Consider the following 19,524-nt stretch of genomic DNA (forward strand, 5'->3'; position numbering starts at 1 on the left):
GTATGAGCATGTTTAACGGAGAATACGAACATGACCCACATCACTGCTGACCAGATGGCTCGTGTGAAGGCCACTGCCCCTGTCCTCGCCGTGCACGGCGCGACGATCACGAAGCACTTCTACCAGCGCATGTTCGCGCGCCATCCGGAACTGAAGAATCTGTTCAACCAGACGCATCAGAAGACCGGCAGCCAGCCGGAAACGCTCGCGAAGGCGGTCTATGCATATGCGGCGAACATCGACAACCTCGGCGCGCTCGGCGGGGCGGTGTCGCATATCGCGCACAAGCACGCGAGCTTGAACATCCGTCCCGAGCATTACCCGATCGTCGGCGAGAACCTGCTTGCGTCGATCGTCGAAGTGCTCGGCGACGCGGTCGATGCTCAGACGCTCGAGGCATGGCGTGTCGCGTACGGCCAGCTCGCGCAGATCCTGATCGGCGCCGAGGCCGATCTGTACGCGGGCGCCGCGTGGAGCGGCTTCCGTCCGTTCAAGGTCGCCCGCAAGGTGCGTGAAAGCGACGAGATCACGTCGTTCTACCTGACGCCCGCCGACGGCGGCGAGGCGCCGACCTTCGCGCCGGGCCAGTACGTCACGGTGAAGCGTTTCGTCGGCGACCTCGGCGTCGACCAGCCGCGCCAGTACAGCCTGTCCGACGCGCCGCACGGCAAGTGGCTGCGCATCTCGGTGAAGCGCGAGGCCGGCCAGCCGGAAGCAATCCCGGCCGGCAAGGTGTCGACGCTGATGCATGACGGCGTGGAGGAGGGCGCGATCGTCGAAGTGACCGCGCCGATGGGCGAATTCTCGCTGAAGCGCGGCGTCGATACGCCGGTCGTGCTGATCTCCGGCGGCGTCGGCCTGACGCCGATGGTGTCGATGGCATCGACGCTGGCCGGCGAAGGCAGTACGCGCGAGGTGCGGTTCGTCCACGCATGCCGGTCTGGCGCGGTGCATGCGTTCCGCGATTGGCTGAACGATACGGTGCGCGAACACGCGAACGTGAAGCGCACGGTGCTGTACGAGCTGGTCGGCCCGAACGACCGGGGCGGCGTCGATCACGACCTCGAAGGGCGCCTGACGCCGGAACGCGTGAAGCAATACGCGCTGGTGCCGGATGCCGACTACTACGTCTGCGGCCCGATCGCGTTCATGAAGGCGCAGCGCGACGCGCTGGTCGCGCTCGGCGTCGCGCCGGCGCGCATCAATACCGAGATCTTCGGCTCGGGCGCGCTCGAGTGAAATCCTGACGGCGGCTGCCCGTCAACGAAAAAAGCCCGGCGCGAGCCGGGCTTTTTCTTGCTGCGCAGGCGGCAGGCCGCGGGCGGCACGCGCCGCCTCGAGCCTGCCGGCGATCAGTTACCGCTGCCGCGCGCGACGCGCCGTGCCTTCACCGATTCCGCGAGACCTTCGAGCACCTTCACGCTGTCGTCCCACGCGATGCACGCGTCGGTGATGCTCTGGCCGTAGGTCAGCGGGCAGCCTTCCTTCAGGTCCTGGCGCCCCTCGACGAGGTGCGACTCGATCATCACGCCGACGATGCGCTCGTCGCCGGCCGCCACCTGGCGGCCGATGTCCGCGCACACGGGGATCTGGTTCTCGTGCTTCTTCGAGCTGTTCGCGTGGCTCGCGTCGATCATCAGGCGTGCGGCGAGGCCGGCCTTGCCGATGTCCGCGCACGCGGCGTTCACGCTGTCCGCGTCGTAGTTCGGCGTCTTGCCGCCGCGCAGGATCACGTGGCAGTCCTCGTTGCCGGCCGTCGACACGATCGCCGAGTGGCCGCCCTTGGTCACCGACAGGAAATGGTGCGGCTGCGATGCGGCCTTGATCGCGTCGACCGCGATCTTCACGTTGCCGTCGGTGCCGTTCTTGAAACCGACCGGGCACGACAGCCCCGACGCGAGCTCGCGGTGCACCTGCGACTCGGTCGTGCGCGCGCCGATCGCGCCCCACGAGATCAGGTCGGCGATGTACTGCGGGCTGATCATGTCGAGGTATTCGGTCGCGGCCGGCAGCCCCATCTCGTTGATCTGCAGTAGCAGTTCGCGCGCGGTGCGCAGCCCTTCGTTGATCTTGAAGCTGTTGTCGAGGTGCGGATCGTTGATGAGCCCCTTCCAGCCGACCGTCGTGCGCGGCTTCTCGAAGTACACCCGCATCACGATTTCCAGCTCGCCCTTGAAGCGCTCGCGTTCCTTCACGAGCCGCCCCGCGTACTCGATCGCCGCCTTCGTATCGTGGATCGAACACGGCCCGATCACGACGATCAGCCGGTCGTCCATCCCGTGCAGGATGCGGTGCATCGACTGGCGCGAGTTGTAGATCAGCTCGGACGCGGCCTCGGAGCACGCGAATTCGCGGATCAGGTGGGCGGGCGGCGTCAGTTCCTTGAGTTCGCGAATGCGGACGTCGTCGGTGTTGTGCGGGGGCATGCTGTTTCTCCTAATTTTGCGGGCGCCGTTCGGTCAGTGCGCGTGCGGCAGATTCATCAATTCAAGCGATTCAGTGATTTCGGTCGGGGCCGCGGGATGTGCTGCGGCAGCGACCGGTTGGCGAAGGGCGAAAAAAAACCGCCGGGTTCGCCGGCGGTTTTTTCGGGAATTTCGGTTGCGCTTTACGCGCCATCAACCCTCTCGATCCGCCAGCGGTCTGAGATGCCAAAAAAAGTAAAAATAAAACTTGGCGGACATGACGGAGATTCGGTTCGTCAAAAAAGTTGATTCGGAATTTATACCCGGTCGTCGGGCCGCTGGCAACCGGGGACGCTCGAAAATGCGGACAATCCGCGCGCTTTCGTCGAAATGCGCGGATTGTCTGCGCCGCGATGCGGTTATGCCGTACCGCCGACCGTCATCTTGTCGATCCGCAGGGTCGGCTGGCCGACGCCGACCGGCACGCTCTGGCCTTCCTTGCCGCACACGCCGACGCCCGAGTCGAGCGACATGTCGTTGCCGATCATGCTCACGTACTTCAGCGATTCCGGGCCGCTGCCGATCAGCGTCGCGCCCTTCACCGGGTAGGTGATCTTGCCATTCTCGATCATGTACGCCTCGGACGCCGAAAACACGAACTTGCCGTTCGTAATGTCGACCTGGCCGCCGCCGAAGTTCACCGCGTACAGGCCGTTCTTGACCGACGCGATGATTTCCTGCGGATCCTTGTCGCCGTTCAGCATGTACGTGTTGGTCATGCGCGGCATCGGCAGCGCCGCATACGACTCGCGCCGCGCGTTGCCGGTGACGGGCATCTTCATCAGGCGCGCGTTCAGCGTGTCCTGGATGTAGCCCTTCAGGATGCCGTCCTCGATCAGCGTCGTGCACTGCGTCGGGTTGCCTTCGTCGTCGATGTTCAGCGAGCCGCGGCGATTCGGCAGCGTGCCGTCGTCGACCACCGTCACGCCCTTCGCGGCGACCTGCTCGCCGATACGGCCGGCGAACGCCGACGAACCCTTGCGGTTGAAGTCGCCCTCGAGGCCGTGGCCGATCGCCTCGTGCAGCAGCACGCCCGGCCAGCCCGGCCCGAGCACGACCGTCATCGCGCCGGCCGGGGCGGGGCGCGCGTCGAGGTTCACGAGCGCCGCGTGCACGGCGTCGTCGACGTAGCGCGACAGCACTTCGTCGGTGAAGTAGCCGTAGTCGAAGCGGCCGCCGCCGCCGCCGGAGCCGATTTCGCGGCGGCCGTTCTGTTCGGCGATCACCGTGACCGACACGCGCACGAGCGGGCGGATGTCGGCGGCGAGCGCGCCGTCGCTGCGCGCGACCAGCACGACGTCGTATTCGCCGGCGAGCCCCGCCATCACCTGCGTGACGCGCGGGTCGCGACCGCGCGCCATCTGCTCGATGCGCTCGAGCAGCTTGACCTTGGCCGTCGCGTCGAGCGACGCGAGCGGATCGGACGGCAGGTACAGGTCGCGGCCCGAGATGCCCTTCAGCGACGTCGCCGCCTTGATCTTCTGGCGGCCGCCGCCGGCCGCCGCGATCGCCTTGGTGGCCGCGGCCGCCTGGGCGATGGCTTCCGGCGACAGGTCGTCCGAGTAGGCGAACGCGGTGCGGTCGCCCGCGACCGCGCGCACGCCGACGCCCTGGTCGATGCTGAAGCTGCCCGACTTCACGATGCCTTCCTCGAGGCTCCACGCTTCGCTGCGGGTCGCCTGGAAGTACAGGTCCGCGTAGTCGACGCGATGCGTGAAGATGTCGGCGATCGTGCGCGTGAGCAGGCTCTCGTCGAGGCCGTACGGCGTGAGGAGGATGTCCTTCGCCAGCGCAAGATTGCGGATGCCGGGTTCGATGATGTTCATGCGGGTATCGAGGGTTCTCAAAAAGTTGTCGGGTGCGTGCTGGGCAGATGGGTTGGCCGGGCGGCGTTTCAAGCGCCAGGGCGGATCGGATGTTCAGGCCAGCACGCGATGCCGCCACGCGGGCAGGCTCTGGCGCACGTCGGCGATGCGCTGCGGATCGAGCGCGCCGGTCACGACGCTCGCGCCTTCGTCGCGGACCGCGACGATTTCGCCCCACGGGTCGATCAGCATGCTGTGGCCCCAGGTGCGCCGGCCGTTCTCGTGCTTGCCGCCTTGCGCGGCCGCGAGCACGTAACACTGATTCTCGACGGCCCGCGCGCGCAGCAGCATTTCCCAGTGCGCGCGGCCCGTCGTATAAGTAAACGCCGACGGCACGACGATCAGCGCGCAGTCGCCCATCCTGCGATACAGCTCCGGAAAGCGCAGATCGTAACAGACCGACAGGCCGACCCGCCCGAACGGCGCGTCGAACGCGACGACCGTGTCGCCCGCGCGGATCGTGCGCGCCTCGTCGAACGATTCGTCGCCTTTCTCGAAGTTGAACAGGTGGATCTTGTCGTAGCGGGCCGCTTCGTGACCGCTCGAGTCGAACACGAGCGTCGTGTTCAGCACGCGATCGGGTTCGGGCGCCTTCAGCGGCAGCGTGCCGCCGATCACCCAGACGCCGTGACGGTGCGCCGCCTCCGAAAGGAAGCGCTGAATCGGACCGTCGCGGTAGGGTTCGGCGAGCGCGAGCTTGTCGGTGTCGCGATGGCCCATGAAGCAGAAATACTCGGGCAGCAGCACGAGCTGCGCGCCGTCGCCGGCCGCTTCCGCGATCAGGCGGCCGGCTTCGGCGAGATTGCGTGCGACGTCCGGCGTGCTCACCATCTGCAGCGCGGCGACCCGAAAGGGCGTGGCGGAACGGGTGTGATCGGTCATCGCTGGATCGGTTGCATCATAAATGGGGTGCGGCCCGGCACCTTGCGCGCGTCAGTGGCTCGCCGCATCGGCCGGACCGTGATTCATCTTACCCTGATCGCCCCGCACCCGCTCGATGTGCGGATGCGCCCACGAGCCGGTGATCGCGTAGTCGAGCGCGAACGCGCGCGACAGCGTCTCCGACAGCGCGTAGTTCGCCGCCAGCACGCCGACGCCGAGCAGCGGATTGATGATCGCGGCCGCGATCGCGGCCGTGCCGGCGCCGATCTTCGGCGCGACGTGCGCGTGCAGGTCCTGCGTCTCGGTGCCGAGGTCGACCGCGCCGCGCACGGTCACGTTGGCCGGCGCAGTCGTCATCGAGAAGTCGTCGGTGCGTGCGATCCCGTTCGAGATCCGGCTGGTGCCCGTGATCTTGTCGAACGGCAGTCCCTTGCCGATCACGTCGCGGAAATTCAGCGTCAGGAAGCGCGCGAGACTCTGCAGGCTCAGCACGCCGAGCAGTTTCGCGGCGCCCGGATCGACCTTCAGGATCTGACCGTGCTCCAGGTCGAGCGCGATCTGGCCGCCGAGCGACGGCAGATCGACCGCGGTCGGGCCGCCGCGCCAGCCGACCTTGCCGGTCACCGTGCCGTGGCCGTTCGCCAGCGTGCGCGGCAGGCCGACGAGGTCGAGCAGCGCGCCCGCGTTGCCGACGTCGAGCTTGAAGTCGAACACGCTGCGGCGCGGTGCATCGTTCTCGTCGACGCCGCGGGCCAGCGCGCGGCGCGACGTGCGCCAGTTGCCGGTCGCCGTCAGCTTCGCGGCCGGGTTCGCCAGCTCGAGCTTGTCGAGCTGCCACACCGGCGCGCCGTCTTCCTCGATGTTGCGCGCATTGACGACGAGCCGGCCGATGTCGTGATCGCGCGCAACGACCTGGTCGACGATCAGGTCGACCGACGGCATCGGCCGGTCGGTCGGCGTCGGCAGGTTCATCGCGCGGCCGACGAGGTCGTGCTGCGCGCTCTGCGGAATCACGAGCTTCGCAAGCCGCGCATTCAGCACGCCCGCGCCGTTGTGGCCGCCGCCCGGCGCCCACGACAGGTAGCCGGAGACCTGGTTCGACGCGATGTTCGCCTGCCACAGCTCGTCGATGTGCGACGCGCCGATGATCACGTTTTCCCAGTTGCGCTTGAGCAGCTTCAGCGTGCCGAAGTGGAGCGCGAAGCGCTTCGGCGTGAAGCTCGCGACGTCGATGCGCGGCGCGGTTTGCGGTTCCGGCGCGCGCGGCGCGTCGTGCTGCAGCGTGCGGGCCAGCGCGAGCCAGGCGTCGGCATCGAGTTCGTCGACGTCGACGGCGGCGCTCACGCCGTCCTGCGGCAGGTCGGGCATCCGGTGGATACCCATCGCGCCGCGCACCGCGCGCAGCGGCTGGCCGGGCGTCGCGTCGAGCAGGTAGGTCGCGGCCACGGGGCCGAGCGTCAGGTCGGCATGCTCGAGGCGCTTGCCGCCCGCCTGGGCGGCCGGCTGCAGCGTGAAGCGGAACGGCATCGGCGTGCCGGCCGGTTTCGCGAACGGCGCCGGGAAGTTGAGCGCGACGCCCGTCAGGTCGGAACGCGCGGTGACCTCCGGCAGACGGCCCGGCGCGCCGCGCACGGCGAGCTGGTACGGTGCGTCGCCGACCACGTGCTCGAGCAGCGCCGCGGCCGTGCCGCGCAGGTTCAGGCCGCGCGCGGCGTCGAGCGCGAGCTTGCCGTCGACGTCCACCGCGTACGGGCCGTGCGACTGGAAGTTGCCGTTCGCGCGGACCGGGCCACCGAGGAAGCGCCCCGACAGGCCCTGCAGCGACGCGCCAGTCTCCGAAAAACGCACGCTGCCGCGCAGCGCGGACAGCGGCGGTACGCCGTCGGTCGACAGCGTGTTGCCGCCGAACGCGAGTGCGCCTTCGACGTGGGTATGCGGATGCGGTACGTGTTGCGGAATCGTGATCTTGAGCGCGAGCGCCGCCGGCCCCTGCGCATCGATCCGCCGGCCGATGTGCCCACTCATCGCGCCGAGCGAGCTGTTGTCCGCGTAGTCGATCAGGTCCGCGAGCGGGCCTTGCGCATGGCCGTCGATGATGAGCGGCGACTTCGACGGGTTGCCGAGATCGTCGATCCGGCCGGCAACCTTCGTCAGCGCGACGCGTTTGTAGTGCGCGCGCGCGATGTCGAAACACAGCTTGTTCTGCGCGAGCTCGAACACGCCGTCGATCCCGTCGAGTGCGGGCCAGACGCTCGGCGTGCCGTTCGCGAGCTTGCGCGGCGGGTACGGCGTCGGCTCGAAGCGCCCGCCGGTGAACGGCGCGACGATATGGAACACGCCGGCGTCCGGCTCGTGTTCGAACGGGAATTTCTCGAGCGGGCCGCGGGCGACGATCGACGCGCCCTTGGTCACCTGGCCGTCCTGCAGCGCATGGCCGAGATAGTCGCGCAGGTGCTCGGACATCCCGGTCGGCAGGTAGCGCGGAATGCGCGCCACCGACGCGCGCGCGAAATCCGCGCGCAGGTCGAGCGAGCCGCGGCCGTGGCCGGGGTTCGTGTACGAGCCAGACACCGCGATTTCCGCATCCGGGTTCGCGACGAACAGGTCGGGCAGCGTCACGTCGACGCGCGCGTGCTTCTCGCCCGGCGCCGGCGTGATCACCCATTTCGCGTTGCCGCGCAGCCGGTCGAAGGTGAGGCGCGGCTCGTCGAATTCGCCCGGCACCGTGACCGCTGCGTTGACGGTATCGAAGTGCGCGGCGCCGCCCGTCTCGTTCGCGTCGACGCGGCCCCACAGGTTTTCGACGCCCGGCCAGCCGGCGCGCGGATGGCCGCGCGGCGAGAGGCCGGGAGGCGGCTCCTGCGCGGCGAAGCTGATGCCCTGCAGGTCGCCGAGGAAGCGGTAGCGGACGATCGGTGCGGCGCCGGTGCGACGCTCTTCGTCGGCGAGCTCGGCCCGAGCCGGCTTCGCGCGTTCGACCTCGATGTGATAATTCGACACCATCCCGCGCGGGTCGAGCTTGATCAGTTCGTTGCGCAGCCGCGCCGGCAGCGGTAGCCCGCGGATGAACTCGCTGAGGATGCCGAGATCGACGCGGTCGCCGACGACGCTCAGCAACTGCCCCTGGTCGGCGGCCGGCACGCGGTAGCGGGCGGTCAGCGTCGACAGCGCGAGCGAGCGGGCGAGCGGCGTGCCGTCCGGCAGCGGCGGCTGGCCGAGCTCCGCGTTGAAGCGCGTCAGGTGCAGCGTGTAGTCGCGGCCGGTGTCCAGCGCCATGTCCCAGCCGAAGCCGACCGTCGGCACGTCGAGGCGCGGCTGGGTCGGCCGCACGCGCAGCACGACGTCGGCGCCCTGCAGGTCGCCGCCGGCGGAGCGCAGGTGGCCGTTCTCGAAGGTCGCCCAGATCGCGTTGTCGATCCGGCCCGCGTGGATCGTGAGCGGGATGTCGAGATAGCGGCCGAGCGTCTGCAGGTCGACGGGGCCGGTCGACAGATACGCGTCGCCGGTCCAGTTCGTCGGCTTGCCGATCGGCGCGAGCGGCTTGTGCCGGAAACGCGCGCGGAAATCGAGCGGACCGAGCAGCAGGGTGCCGTTCGCGGGCGCCTGCAGCGCGGCCTTGTGCTCGCGGCCGTGGTTGAGCACCGCGAGGCGGATGCCGGACAGCGCGAGCTCCGGTGCGTCGTGCTGCGCGTCGCGCCAGCGCAGCGTGCCGTTGCGCAGTACGATCGCTTCCTGCTTCAGCAGCCAGGTGCTGAACGTGTCGTTGCCGCCATGGGTGGTCGCGACGCCGACGCCCGCGATGCTCAGCGAGCCGTCGGCCGCGCGCGCGACGACGAGATCCGGATGGTCGACGATCAGACTCGACAGCGCGGGCGACAGCCGCAGCAGCGACATCCACGACAACGCGGCCGTCGCGTGCGGGACCGACAACGCGATCTGGCCGTCACGGCCGCGAATGGTGAGGTTGGCGACTTCGACGCCCGGCTGCATGCCGGACCAGTGGGGGGACAGTTTGCCGATCGAAAGCTGCGCGTGGAGCTTGTCGGACACCGCGCGCTCGATGCGCGGGCGAAATTCGTCGATGCGCGGCAGCACCACGTAGCGCAGCCCGAGGAACGCGCCGGCCGCGACGAAGTACGTGCCGATCCCGACCGCCAGCGTCACCCTGAACACGCGACGCAGGACTGGATGATCGTGCTTCGGAGGTCCCGCTTCGGGCTCAGCTAAGGCGGATTCCTGACGGTCGGACATGCGGCGGAAGGGCGGCGATATGGTAGTTTTGCAGACTGACGTTGAAATGTATCACAGGGGTTCGTGCCGGCGGCCGTTGCGGCGGCGCGGCACGGGCTTTCCGGCGCGCGGTTTTCGCGGCGGCGCATCCGCGTCGCGACACCGCGCCGAGTCCACGGGGCCTGTCGGCGGCGGGGCGCGCAAGCGTTCTCCCGCGGCGGCGGGCCTTACCGCCAGGCCCGCTTTTCGATGACCGACGCTTCCGCCCTGATCAGCCCGTCCTACTCCCGATATATCGCCCGTGCGGTGGCCGCGCGTCCCGCGCTGTCCGACCAGATCGCCGCGTGGGCCGCCGCGCCGCTCGCCCGCGCGCAGCTCGACGCGCGCCTGACCGAACTGCTCGCATCGCCGGCCGGCGCGGCCGCGCCGGGCGACGAGCAACTGAAGCGCGCGCTGCGGCAGTTGCGTGTCGAAGTGTTCGGCGCGGTCGCGGAGCGCGACCTGCGCGGCGTCGCGAATGTCGCCGAGGTGACGTCCGCGATGACCGATCTCGCCGAGGTGGCCGTGCAGCGCTCGCTCGCGCTGCTGTCGGCCGAACTCGAGGCGATGTACGGCGAGCCGCGCGGCGCCGACGGCCAGCGCGTCGTGCTGGGCGTGGTCGGGATGGGCAAGCTCGGCGGCCGCGAGCTGAACGTGTCGTCCGACATCGACCTGATCTTCGTCTACGAGGACGACGGCGAGACGGCCGGCGGCACGCGCTCGCCGCTGTCCACCCAGGAATACTTCACGCGGCTCGGCCGGCGCCTGATCGGCGTGCTGTCCGAAGTCACGGCCGACGGCTACGTGTTTCGCGTCGACATGCGGTTGCGCCCGAACGGCGATTCGGGGCCGCTCGTATGCAGCCTCGGGATGCTCGAGGAATATTTCTACGTGCAGGGGCGCGAATGGGAGCGCTACGCGTGGATCAAGGGGCGGCTCGTGTCGGAAGGCGACAGCGACGCGGCGCGGCGGCTCGAGTCGCAGCTCGAATCGATCGTCAAGCCGTTCGTGTACCGCCGCTATCTCGACTTCGGCGTGATCGGTGCGATCCGTTCGCTGCACCAGCAGATTCGCCAGGAAGCCGCGCGCCGCGCGTCGATGCGGCCCGACAAGGCCGACGACATCAAGCTCGGGCGCGGCGGGATCCGCGAGATCGAATTCAGCGCGCAGGTGTTCCAGCTGATCCGCGGCGGCCAGGATGCGGAATTCCGCGTGCGGCCGACGCTCGCGGTGCTGCGCCATGCGCAGGCGCGCGGGCTGATCGGCGAGGACGTGCGCGAGCGCCTGACCGACGCCTACAACTTCCTGCGCACGCTCGAGCATCGGCTGCAGTACCGCGACGACGCGCAGACGCACGCGATGCCGGTCGACCCGAACGAGCGCGCGGCGCTGGCCGCGTCGCTCGGCTTCGCCGACTACGCGGCGCTGATGACGGTGCTCGACGGCTACCGCACCTTCGTCGAGGCGCAGTTCGACCAGATCTTTGCCGATAAGGCGAACGGCGGCCCCTGCGCGGCGGGGGAGGACACCACCGCGTCGTGGATCTGGAGCGGGGCGCTCGCCGACGACGGCGAAGACGACACGCTGCGCGCGCGCCTCGACGGCCTCGGCTTCAGCGATCCGGCGACCGTGCTCGCGCGGCTGCGCGCGATCTCGCAGTCGTCGCGCTACGCGGGCCTGCCGGAAAAGAGCCGGCAACGCTTCGACAGCGTCGCGCAACGCGCGCTCGAGGCCGCGCCGCGGATCGATGCCGCGCGCCGCGACGACACCATTGTGCGGCTGTTCGACCTGCTCGAGACGGTCAGCCGGCGCGGCGTCTATCTCGCGCTGCTGACCGAGTATCCGGCCGCGCTCGATCGCGTGCTGTCGGTGCTCGGCGCGACGCGCTGGGGCGGCGGCTACCTGATCCGCCATCCACAATTGCTCGACGAACTGCTCGACGACGAAGCGATCGCCAGCCCGTTCGACTGGCCCGCGTTCAAGGACGCATTGCGGGCGCGCCTGGCGGCCGCCGACGGCCCCGAGCAGCAGATGGACCTGCTGCGGCATGCGCAGCACGCGGAGGTGTTTCGCATCCTGCTGATCGATCTGGCGGGCCAACTGTCGGTCGAGCACGTGAGCGATCGTCTGTCGGAGCTCGCCGACGCGGTGCTCGACGTGACGATCGAGGTGGTCTGGTCGCAGCTCGCGAAGCGCCACCGCGACGTGCCGAAGTTCGCGGTGATCGCGTACGGCAAGCTCGGCGGCAAGGAGCTCGGCTACGCGTCGGATCTCGACCTGATCTTTCTGTACGACGACCCCGACGAGCGCTCGGCGGACGTCTACACGACCTTCACGCGACGGCTGATCACGTGGCTCACGACCGCGACCGGCGCGGGCGCGCTGTTCGACATCGACCTGCGGCTGCGGCCGAACGGCGAGGCCGGACTGCTCGTGACCGATCTCGACGCGTTCCGCCGCTACCAACTGCGCGAGGGCGACGCCGCGAACACCGCGTGGGTGTGGGAGCACCAGGCGCTGACGCGTGCCCGCTACAGCGCGGGCGACACGCAGATTGGCGCGGACTTCGAGGCGATCCGTCAGCAGGTGCTGACGACGCCGCGCGACGGGGCGGTGCTCGCGAAGGAGATCGTCGACATGCGTGGCAAGGTGTTCGCCGGCCACCCGAACCAGACGGACCTGTTCGACCTGAAGCACGATCGCGGCGGGATGGTCGACATCGAATTCATCGTCCAGTACTGGGTGCTGCTGCATGCGTCGAGCGATGCCGAGCTGATCCGCAACACCGGCAACATCGCACTGCTGCGCGAGGTCGCCCGGTTCGGGCTGATGGGCGAGGACGAAGCCGAGCGCGTCGGCGCCGCGTACCGCAAGTACCGGAAGCTGCAGCACAAGCTGCGGCTCGACGGGATGGAAAAGGCGCGGGTCGATCCGGCGCTGGTGGCCGACGAGCGGGCGGCTGTGACGGCGTTGTGGGAGCGGGTGTTCGGCGCGGTCGAAACGGGGGTTTGAGTCGGGCGTTCGAATCGAGCGTTCGAATCACCGGGGCAGGGCGGGCGCGATCGGGTGGCCGCTGCTGCCGATGAAAAAAGACCGGCGCATGCGCCGGTCTTTTCGCTTTCGGGGGACCCGCGTCAGGCCGCCAGCATTTCCTTCGCGTGTTTGCGCGTCGTCGCGGTGATCTCGAGCCCGCCGAGCATCCGGGCGACTTCCTCGACCCGGCTCGCCTTGTCGAGCGGGACGACCGACGAGACGGTGCTGCCGCGGTCGTCGGCACCCTTCGCGACCTGGAAGTGATGGTCGCCGCGTGCGGCGACCTGCGGCAGGTGCGTCACGCACAGTACCTGGCGGTCACGTCCGAGCTGATGCAGCAGGCGGCCGACCACCTCGGCGACGCCGCCGCCGATGCCCGTGTCGACCTCGTCGAAAATCAGCGTCGGTGTCGGGCTGGCGGCGCTCGCGATCACCGCGAGCGCAAGGCTGATCCGGGCGAGTTCGCCGCCCGACGCGACTTTCGCGAGCGGCCGCAGCGGTACGCCAGGGTGCCCGGCGACTCGGAATTCGACCTGCTCGAGCCCGTGCGGGCCGCCATCGGCGAGCGGCACGAGCGCGACTTCGAAGCTGCCTCCTGCCATCGACAGTTCCTGCATGCCCGCCGTGACGGCCGTGCCGAGCGCCTTCGCGGCCTGCGCGCGCGCCTTCGACAGGTGTTTCGCGTCGGTGAGATAGGCTTCCCATGCCTTGGCCTGCGCGGCTTCGAGCGCGCCGAGATCGGCGGCTGCGTCGAGCGCGGCGAGCTGCGCGCGGCGTGCCGCATGTTCCTCGTGCAGCGTGTCGGGCGGCAGCCGGAACTTGCGGGCGGTCGAGTGCAGCGCGTCGAGGCGCGTCTCGACCTGCGCGAGCCGGGCCGGGTCGAGATCGAGGCGCTGCGCGTAGTGCGACAGCGAATAGACGGCTTCCTGCAGCTGGATCTCGGCCGGTTCGAGCGATGCGAGCGCGTCGCCGAGCCCCGTGTCGTAGTCGGCCAGGCTGCGCAGTTTCGACACGATTGCGCCGAGCTGCGGGAGCATCGCGTCGTCGGCCTCGGACAGCGCGTTGAGCGCACCCTGCACGCCGGCGATCAGGTTCGCCGAATGCGACAGGCGCTTGTGCTCGCTGCCGACTTCGTCCCATTCGCCCGGTTGCGGTGCGAGCTTGTCGAGCTCGGCGAGCTGCCATGCGAGCTTCTCGCGTTCGAGCTGCAGTTCGCGCTCGTGCGCCTTCGCGGCGTCGATCGCCTGCGTCGCGTCGCGCCAGACGCGCCACGCGCGTGCGACGTTCGCGGCATCGGCGACGAGCCCCGCGTGCGTGTCGAACAGCTCGCGCTGCGCATCGGGACGCATCAGCAACTGGTGCGCGTGCTGGCCGTGGATGTCGACCAGCATCTCGCCGAGCTCGCGCAGCTGCGCGAGCGTCGCGCTGGTGCCGTTGATGAATGCGCGCGAGCGGCCGTTCGCGTCGATCACGCGGCGCAGCATCACGGTGTCCTCGGCGTCGAACGCGTGTTCATCGAGCCAGCGCGCGACGCGGTCGTGCGGCGTGAATTCGGCGGTGATGTCGGCGCGGCCGCAGCCGGCGCGCACGACGCTCGCGTCGGCGCGTTCGCCGAGCGCGAGGGCGAGGGCGTCGATCAGGATCGATTTGCCGGCGCCGGTTTCGCCGGAAAAGACGGTGAAGCCGCTATCGAATTCGAGATCGAGCGCGGCGACGATGACGAAGTCGCGAATCGAGAGGTGGCGAAGCATGGTGTCGGGCTCAGGTGCGTCAGGACGCCTTGTCGTCTTCGTTCGATGCGTGTTCGTTCCAGTGCAGCTTCTTGCGCAGCGTCGCGTAATAGCTGTAGCCGACCGGATGCAGGAACGGCACCGTATGCTTCGAGCGGCGCACCTCGATCGTGTCGTTCAGCTCCAGCGCGGTAAACGACTGCATGTCGAAGTTCACGTTGACGTCGCGGCCGCCGACGATCTGGATCGCAATCTTCGAATCGTCGGGCAGCACGATCGGCCGGTTCGACAGCGCATGCGGCGCGATCGGCACGAGCACGATGCCCTGGAGTTGCGGGTGCAGGATCGGCCCGGCCGACGACAGCGCGTACGCGGTCGAGCCGGTCGGCGTGGCGACGATCAGGCCGTCCGAACGCTGGTTGTACATATACCGGCCGTCGACCGACGCACGCAATTCGACCATCCCGGAAAAGCCGCTGCGGTTCACGACGACGTCGTTGAACGCGAGTGCGTGGTAGATCGGTTCGCCGTCGCGCACGATCCGGGCCTCGAGCAGCGAGCGCTCCTCGCGCTCGAACTTGCCCGACAGGATCACCGGGACGCGCGCCTGCATGTCGGCCGCCGCGATGTCCGTGATGAAGCCGAGCCGCCCGTGGTTGATCCCGATCAGCGGTGTCTTGTACGGCGCGAGCTGGCGGCCGATGCCGAGCATCGTGCCGTCGCCGCCGAGCACGACCGCCACGTCCGCGCGCGCGCCGATTTCAGCCGGAGTGAGCGCCGGATAGCCGGAGATGCCGATCTCGCGCGCGGTTTCGGCTTCGAACACGACCTCGAAGCCGAGCTTCGCGATGCAGCCAGCCAGCGTGGCGAGCGGCTCGGCGATGCCGGGCGTGTTGCTCCGGCCCACGAGCGCGACAGTATTGAACTGATTACCGGTTTTCATGCCGGCATTACACCATAGCTCGTTGACGAAAAGAACCGGCTGTGTGAAGACGGGGCCGGATCGGTCAGCCCGCGCGACAGTGGCCGCGGCCACTCGCCGTGCTCGCGCGGTTGCGCTAAAATTTTCCACCATGCTAGATCCTCGCGCACGAACCCTCCTGAAAACCCTGATCGAACGGTATATCGCCGACGGTCAGCCGGTCGGCTCGCGCACGTTGTCCCGTTACTCGGGGCTCGAGCTGAGCCCGGCAACGATCCGCAACGTGATGTCCGACCTGGAGGAGCTCGGCCTCGTGTCGAGCCCACACACGTCGGCCGGCCGCGTGCCGACGCCGCGCGGCTATCGCCTGTTCGTCGACACGATGCTGACGGTCGAGGCGCCGATCGATGCCGAGGCCGTTGCGCGCCAGGTGCAGAACACGCTGCAGGCCGGCGAACCGCAGCAGCGGGTGGTGGCCGCAGCGGCGAGCGTGCTGTCCAACCTGTCGCAGTTCGCGGGTGTCGTGCTGACGCCGCGCCGCAGCCACGTGTTCAAGCAGATCGAGTTCATGCGGCTGTCGGACAAGCGCATCCTGCTGATCATCGTCACGCCCGAGGGCGACGTGCAGAACCGGATGCTCGCGACGCCGCGCGACTATTCGCCGTCGCAGCTCACCGAGGCGTCCAACTACATCAACGCGCATTTCGCCGGGCTGTCGTTCGACGAGGTGCGCCGCCGCCTGCGCGACGAGATCGACCAGCTGCGCGGCGACATGACCACGCTGATGCACGCGGCCGTGACGGCCAGCACCGAGGTGCCCGACACCGAGGACACCGTGCTCATTTCCGGCGAGCGCAACCTGCTCGAAGTGGCGGATCTGTCGTCCGACATGGCGCGGCTGCGCAAGCTGTTCGACGTGTTTGACCAAAAAACGGGCCTCCTGCAATTGCTCGACGTGTCGAGCCACGCCCAGGGCGTGCAGATCTTCATCGGCGGCGAATCGACGCTGGTGCCGATCGAGGAAATGAGCGTCGTGACCGCGCCCTACGAGGTGAACGGCCAGATCGTCGGCACGCTCGGCGTGATCGGCCCGACCCGCATGGCGTACAACCGCGTGATTCCGATCGTCGACATCACCGCTCGGCTGCTGTCGCTCACGCTGAGTCAGCAATAACCCGAACCGACACCGTTCCGCCATCGTGCCGCGACGCCGCGTGCGCCGCCAGTCGGCCGAACGGCCAGCCGACCCGAGCGAGCGGCCCGCTATAATTGAGGGCCGTCCGACTGCGTGCCCCGAGCACGTTCCTGCCCATGCGTTTCGATCTTGAGCCGCCTTCGAGCGTTGCGGCCGCCCATCGCATCGGCGTGCTGCTGATCAATCTCGGCACGCCCGACGCCCCGACGCCGCGCGCGGTGCGGCGCTATCTGGCCGAATTTCTGTCGGATCCCCGCGTCGTCGAAATCCCGCAGGTCGTCTGGCAGGTGCTGCTGCGCACGCTGATCCTGCCGCTGCGCGGCCGCGCGTCCGCGAAGAAATACGCGGCCGTCTGGATGCCCGAGGGCTCGCCGCTGCGCGTGTACACCGAGCGCCAGACCGAAGGCGTGCGCCACCTGCTCGCATCGAACGACTACCAGGTGACGGTCGACTACGCGATGCGCTACGGCAGCCCGGGCATTGCGCAGGCACTCGCGCAGTTCAAGCGCGCGGGCGTCGAGCGCGTGCTGCTGATGCCCATGTATCCGCAATACTCGGCGTCCACCACCGCGACCGCATTCGATGCCGCATTCGCCGCGCTCGCGCGGATGCGCAACCAGCCGGAAGTGCGCACGGTGCGGCAATATGCCGACCATCCCGCCTACATCCATGCGCTCGCCGAGCAGGTGCGCCAGTACTGGGCGCAGCACGGCCGGCCCGACTTTGCGGCCGGCGACAAGCTCGTGCTGAGCTTTCACGGGGTGCCGAAACGCACGCTCGACCTGGGCGACCCCTATCATGAACAGTGCCAGCAGACGGGCGCGCTGCTGATGGCCGCGCTCGGGTTGTCGACGCTCGAGTGCCGCGTGACGTTCCAGTCGCGCTTCGGCAAGGCCGAGTGGCTGCAGCCGTATACGGCGCCGACGCTGCGCGAACTCGGTGAGGCCGGCGTGCGGCGAGCGGACGTGTTCTGTCCCGGTTTTACGGCTGATTGTCTGGAGACGATCGAGGAGATCGGGATGGAGGTGCGCGACGAATTCATCGCCGGCGGCGGCCAGGCCTTCCACCGGATTCCGTGCCTGAACGGCGCGCCCGCGTGGATCGGCGCGGTGGGCGAGATTGTCGCCGAGAATCTGCTGGGCTGGCCGGTGAAGGCCGCACAGCCCGAAACGGTGAGTTGAGCGCGATGAACTACAAGATTTCGACGGAACCCGGCGCGAAGCTGCGCATCGACAAATGGCTATGGGCAGCGCGCTTCTTCAAGACGCGCTCGCTCGCGTCCGACGCGGTCGACAAGGGCCACGTGAAGATCGGCGGTGCGGCGGTCAAGCCGGCGAAGGACGTGCGCGTCGGCGACGAGGTCGAGATTGCGATCGACGGTGTCGTCTGGCACATTGCCGTGCTGGGCATTTGCGACGTGCGGGGGCCCGCGAGCATCGCGCAGACGCTTTACGAGGAAACGGAAGCGGGGCGCGTCGCGCGGCTCGCCGAACTGGAGCGGCGCCGCACGTATCGCGAGCCGGCGGCGGAACTGCACGGCCGGCCGACCAAGCGCGACCGGCGCATCATCGACAGATTTTCTGGTGGGAGCTGAACATCTGGTCGAACGTCGCCCGCGCGCTTCCGTATTCGGTCGTGCGGTCGGTCACGGCTCCGGACAGGCAGATGGTGGTGGTGCCGGCAATCAGTACCAGCGCGACCACCGATATGGCAAAGGTCAGTTTCACGGTACTCGCCTCGATGGGACGGTGAATGCAGCGCCAGGTGGATGTCAGGCGGCGGTAAGCTAGGGTAAACGCGCTTTCTCGACGCTTGAGTGGAGTGTAGTGCAGCCCCCTGTGCCGGGCTAGTACTTGCCTGGTAAGCGTTGTTACAGGCCGTTTCGTCCAATCTGGCGACAAATGCGCGCAATCGGGCGACGCGCAGCGCGGTTGTTTCGCGGTATTGGCGAATGCCGGCGAATAACCCTCTTGAAATCGCAATTTTCGCCCTTATTTGCACCAACAATGTGCGGTGCCGCCGGCATACGGTCCGGCGGTTGCCGATTTGGCTTCAACCTCTAATCGACTTTCAGCGACATGGAAAACACGCAAGAGAACCCGGCTACCCAATCGGCCGAAGACATCGGCAGCGAGAAGCAGGCGGCGCAAGGCGCTGCTCCCGCCGCCGAAGCAGCCGACGCGGCGCTCGCGGAGGCTCAAGCCAAGGTCGCCGAGCTGCAGGAGAGCTTCCTCCGGGCGAAGGCCGAGACCGAGAACGTCCGCCGCCGTGCGCAGGAAGATGTCTCGAAGGCGCACAAGTTTGCGATCGAAGGCTTCGCGGAGCACCTGCTGCCCGTGCTGGACAGCCTCGAGGCCGCCGTCAGCGACACGTCCGGCGACATCACGAAGGTGCGCGAAGGCGTCGAGCTGACGCTGCGCCAGCTGACGAGCGCGCTCGAGAAGGGCCGCGTCGTCGCGATCAACCCGGTCGGCGAGAAGTTCGATCCGCACCAGCACCAGGCGATTTCGATGGTGCCGGCCGATCAGGAGCCGAATACCGTCGTGACCGTCCTCCAAAAGGGCTACACGATCGCGGACCGCGTGCTGCGCCCGGCGCTCGTCACGGTCGCCCAGCCGAAGTAAGGCTGCCGCGATGGTTCCCGCCGGCGTCGATCCGGCCGCGTTCGAAGCGTTCGACATGCAGGCGCTGGCGGCCGACACGTTCGACGCCGGGATCGCCGGCGCCGGCGACGCGCTCGCGGTGATGTTCTTCTGGGGCGTCGACTGCTTCAACTGCGAGATCGCGAAGAAGGCGATGCTCGCCCAGCCGGACGCGATCCGCGCGCTGGACCTGAAGTGGTTCCATTGCAACGTGTACGAACATCATGAGCTGGGGCGCCGCTTCGGCCTGCACGGCGTGCCGACGTGGGTCTTTTTCCACCGCGGCAAGCGGCTCGGCCGCGCGACCGGCTGGCATGGCCTCGCGCAGTTCCAGGCGGCGGTGTCGGCGGCGCGCGCGAAGATCGCCGCGGCGGCCGGCACGCCGTCGGACCGCGACGATGGTCCGCACGATCCGGCTACCGGCGTCGATTGAAAAAATTTAATATCCGCATCGCCTGGCGGGTCTTGAAAACGGATCGGCCGGACGCATTTCGGGAACAGAGTTGAATTCTGGCGCGCGA

Annotated in this window: 15 protein-coding genes; 8 read left to right on the forward strand and 7 right to left on the reverse strand. The window is 68.6% G+C overall.

The features are described 5' to 3' along the window. Positions 1–30 precede the first annotated feature (30 nt). The gene (hmpA, locus tag WS87_RS04340) at positions 31–1,239 is read left to right on the forward strand and encodes an NO-inducible flavohemoprotein (RefSeq protein WP_059820472.1); all 1,209 of its coding nucleotides are present in this window, start codon (positions 31–33) and stop codon (positions 1,237–1,239) included. Positions 1,240–1,352: 113 nt separating this feature from the next. Here hmpA and aroG read toward each other — a convergent pair whose 3' ends face one another. Beyond that, on the reverse strand, positions 1,353–2,426 hold the full coding sequence (aroG, locus tag WS87_RS04345; RefSeq protein ID WP_059465445.1) for a 3-deoxy-7-phosphoheptulonate synthase AroG: 1,074 nt from the start codon (positions 2,424–2,426) through the stop codon (positions 1,353–1,355). Positions 2,427–2,468: 42 nt separating this feature from the next. On the opposite strand from aroG, the gene WS87_RS04350 reads away from it, so the two are divergent. Beyond that, positions 2,469–2,714: a hypothetical protein gene (locus WS87_RS04350; RefSeq protein ID WP_162499718.1), complete on the forward strand. Its 246-nt coding sequence runs from the start codon at positions 2,469–2,471 to the stop codon at positions 2,712–2,714. A 110-nt stretch (positions 2,715–2,824) separates the two neighbouring features. Here the strand turns inward: WS87_RS04350 and tldD are convergent, their stop codons facing one another. From tldD to WS87_RS04365, 3 genes are all read right to left on the reverse strand, one after another. Beyond that, positions 2,825–4,291: a metalloprotease TldD gene (tldD, locus tag WS87_RS04355; protein ID WP_059451318.1), complete on the reverse strand. Its 1,467-nt coding sequence runs from the start codon at positions 4,289–4,291 to the stop codon at positions 2,825–2,827. A gap of 93 nt (positions 4,292–4,384) precedes the next feature. Beyond that, the gene (locus WS87_RS04360) at positions 4,385–5,212 is read right to left on the reverse strand and encodes a carbon-nitrogen hydrolase family protein (RefSeq protein ID WP_059820473.1); all 828 of its coding nucleotides are present in this window, start codon (positions 5,210–5,212) and stop codon (positions 4,385–4,387) included. A 51-nt stretch (positions 5,213–5,263) separates the two neighbouring features. After that, positions 5,264–9,463: a YhdP family protein gene (locus WS87_RS04365; RefSeq protein WP_059820474.1), complete on the reverse strand. Its 4,200-nt coding sequence runs from the start codon at positions 9,461–9,463 to the stop codon at positions 5,264–5,266. A 228-nt stretch (positions 9,464–9,691) separates the two neighbouring features. Here WS87_RS04365 and glnE point away from each other — a divergent pair, with 228 nt between their 5' ends. Continuing rightward, a complete protein-coding gene (gene glnE, locus WS87_RS04370) occupies positions 9,692–12,493 on the forward strand; it encodes a bifunctional [glutamate--ammonia ligase]-adenylyl-L-tyrosine phosphorylase/[glutamate--ammonia-ligase] adenylyltransferase (protein ID WP_059820475.1) in 2,802 nt (933 codons plus the stop codon). Positions 12,494–12,615: 122 nt separating this feature from the next. Here glnE and recN read toward each other — a convergent pair whose 3' ends face one another. Then, positions 12,616–14,265, reverse strand: a complete 1,650-nt coding sequence (gene recN, locus WS87_RS04375) for a DNA repair protein RecN (protein WP_059820476.1) — start codon at positions 14,263–14,265, stop codon at positions 12,616–12,618. A 19-nt stretch (positions 14,266–14,284) separates the two neighbouring features. Further along, complete coding sequence (locus WS87_RS04380) at positions 14,285–15,187, reverse strand: NAD kinase (RefSeq protein WP_059535408.1); 903 nt, start codon at positions 15,185–15,187, stop codon at positions 14,285–14,287. 130 nt (positions 15,188–15,317) lie between these two features. Between WS87_RS04380 and hrcA the strand changes: the two genes are divergently transcribed. The 3 genes from hrcA to WS87_RS04395 all read left to right on the forward strand — a co-directional run bounded on the left by hrcA (position 15,318) and on the right by WS87_RS04395 (position 17,955). Further along, on the forward strand, positions 15,318–16,340 hold the full coding sequence (gene hrcA, locus WS87_RS04385) for a heat-inducible transcriptional repressor HrcA (RefSeq protein WP_011544637.1): 1,023 nt from the start codon (positions 15,318–15,320) through the stop codon (positions 16,338–16,340). A gap of 137 nt (positions 16,341–16,477) precedes the next feature. Then, positions 16,478–17,542 (forward strand): ferrochelatase, encoded by a 1,065-nt coding sequence (gene hemH, locus WS87_RS04390; RefSeq protein ID WP_059820477.1) that lies wholly within the window; start codon positions 16,478–16,480, stop codon positions 17,540–17,542. Between the two features lie 5 nt (positions 17,543–17,547). Next, positions 17,548–17,955 carry an RNA-binding S4 domain-containing protein gene (locus tag WS87_RS04395; RefSeq protein WP_059535412.1) on the forward strand — a complete coding sequence of 136 codons (408 nt, stop codon included), beginning with the start codon at positions 17,548–17,550 and terminating at the stop codon, positions 17,953–17,955. On the opposite strand, the gene WS87_RS33930 is transcribed toward WS87_RS04395, so the two are convergent. Next, positions 17,927–18,088, reverse strand: a complete 162-nt coding sequence (locus tag WS87_RS33930; RefSeq protein ID WP_006476841.1) for a hypothetical protein — start codon at positions 18,086–18,088, stop codon at positions 17,927–17,929. The genes WS87_RS04395 and WS87_RS33930 overlap by 29 nt on opposite strands. Positions 18,089–18,439: 351 nt before the next feature. Between WS87_RS33930 and grpE the strand changes: the two genes are divergently transcribed. Next, the gene (gene grpE, locus WS87_RS04400; RefSeq protein WP_059465453.1) at positions 18,440–18,985 is read left to right on the forward strand and encodes a nucleotide exchange factor GrpE; all 546 of its coding nucleotides are present in this window, start codon (positions 18,440–18,442) and stop codon (positions 18,983–18,985) included. A 10-nt stretch (positions 18,986–18,995) separates the two neighbouring features. Beyond that, positions 18,996–19,436 (forward strand): thioredoxin family protein, encoded by a 441-nt coding sequence (locus WS87_RS04405; protein WP_059820478.1) that lies wholly within the window; start codon positions 18,996–18,998, stop codon positions 19,434–19,436. Positions 19,437–19,524 lie beyond the last annotated feature (88 nt).

Source organism: Burkholderia sp. MSMB0856, from assembly GCF_001524645.2.
GTDB lineage: Bacteria > Pseudomonadota > Gammaproteobacteria > Burkholderiales > Burkholderiaceae > Burkholderia > Burkholderia diffusa.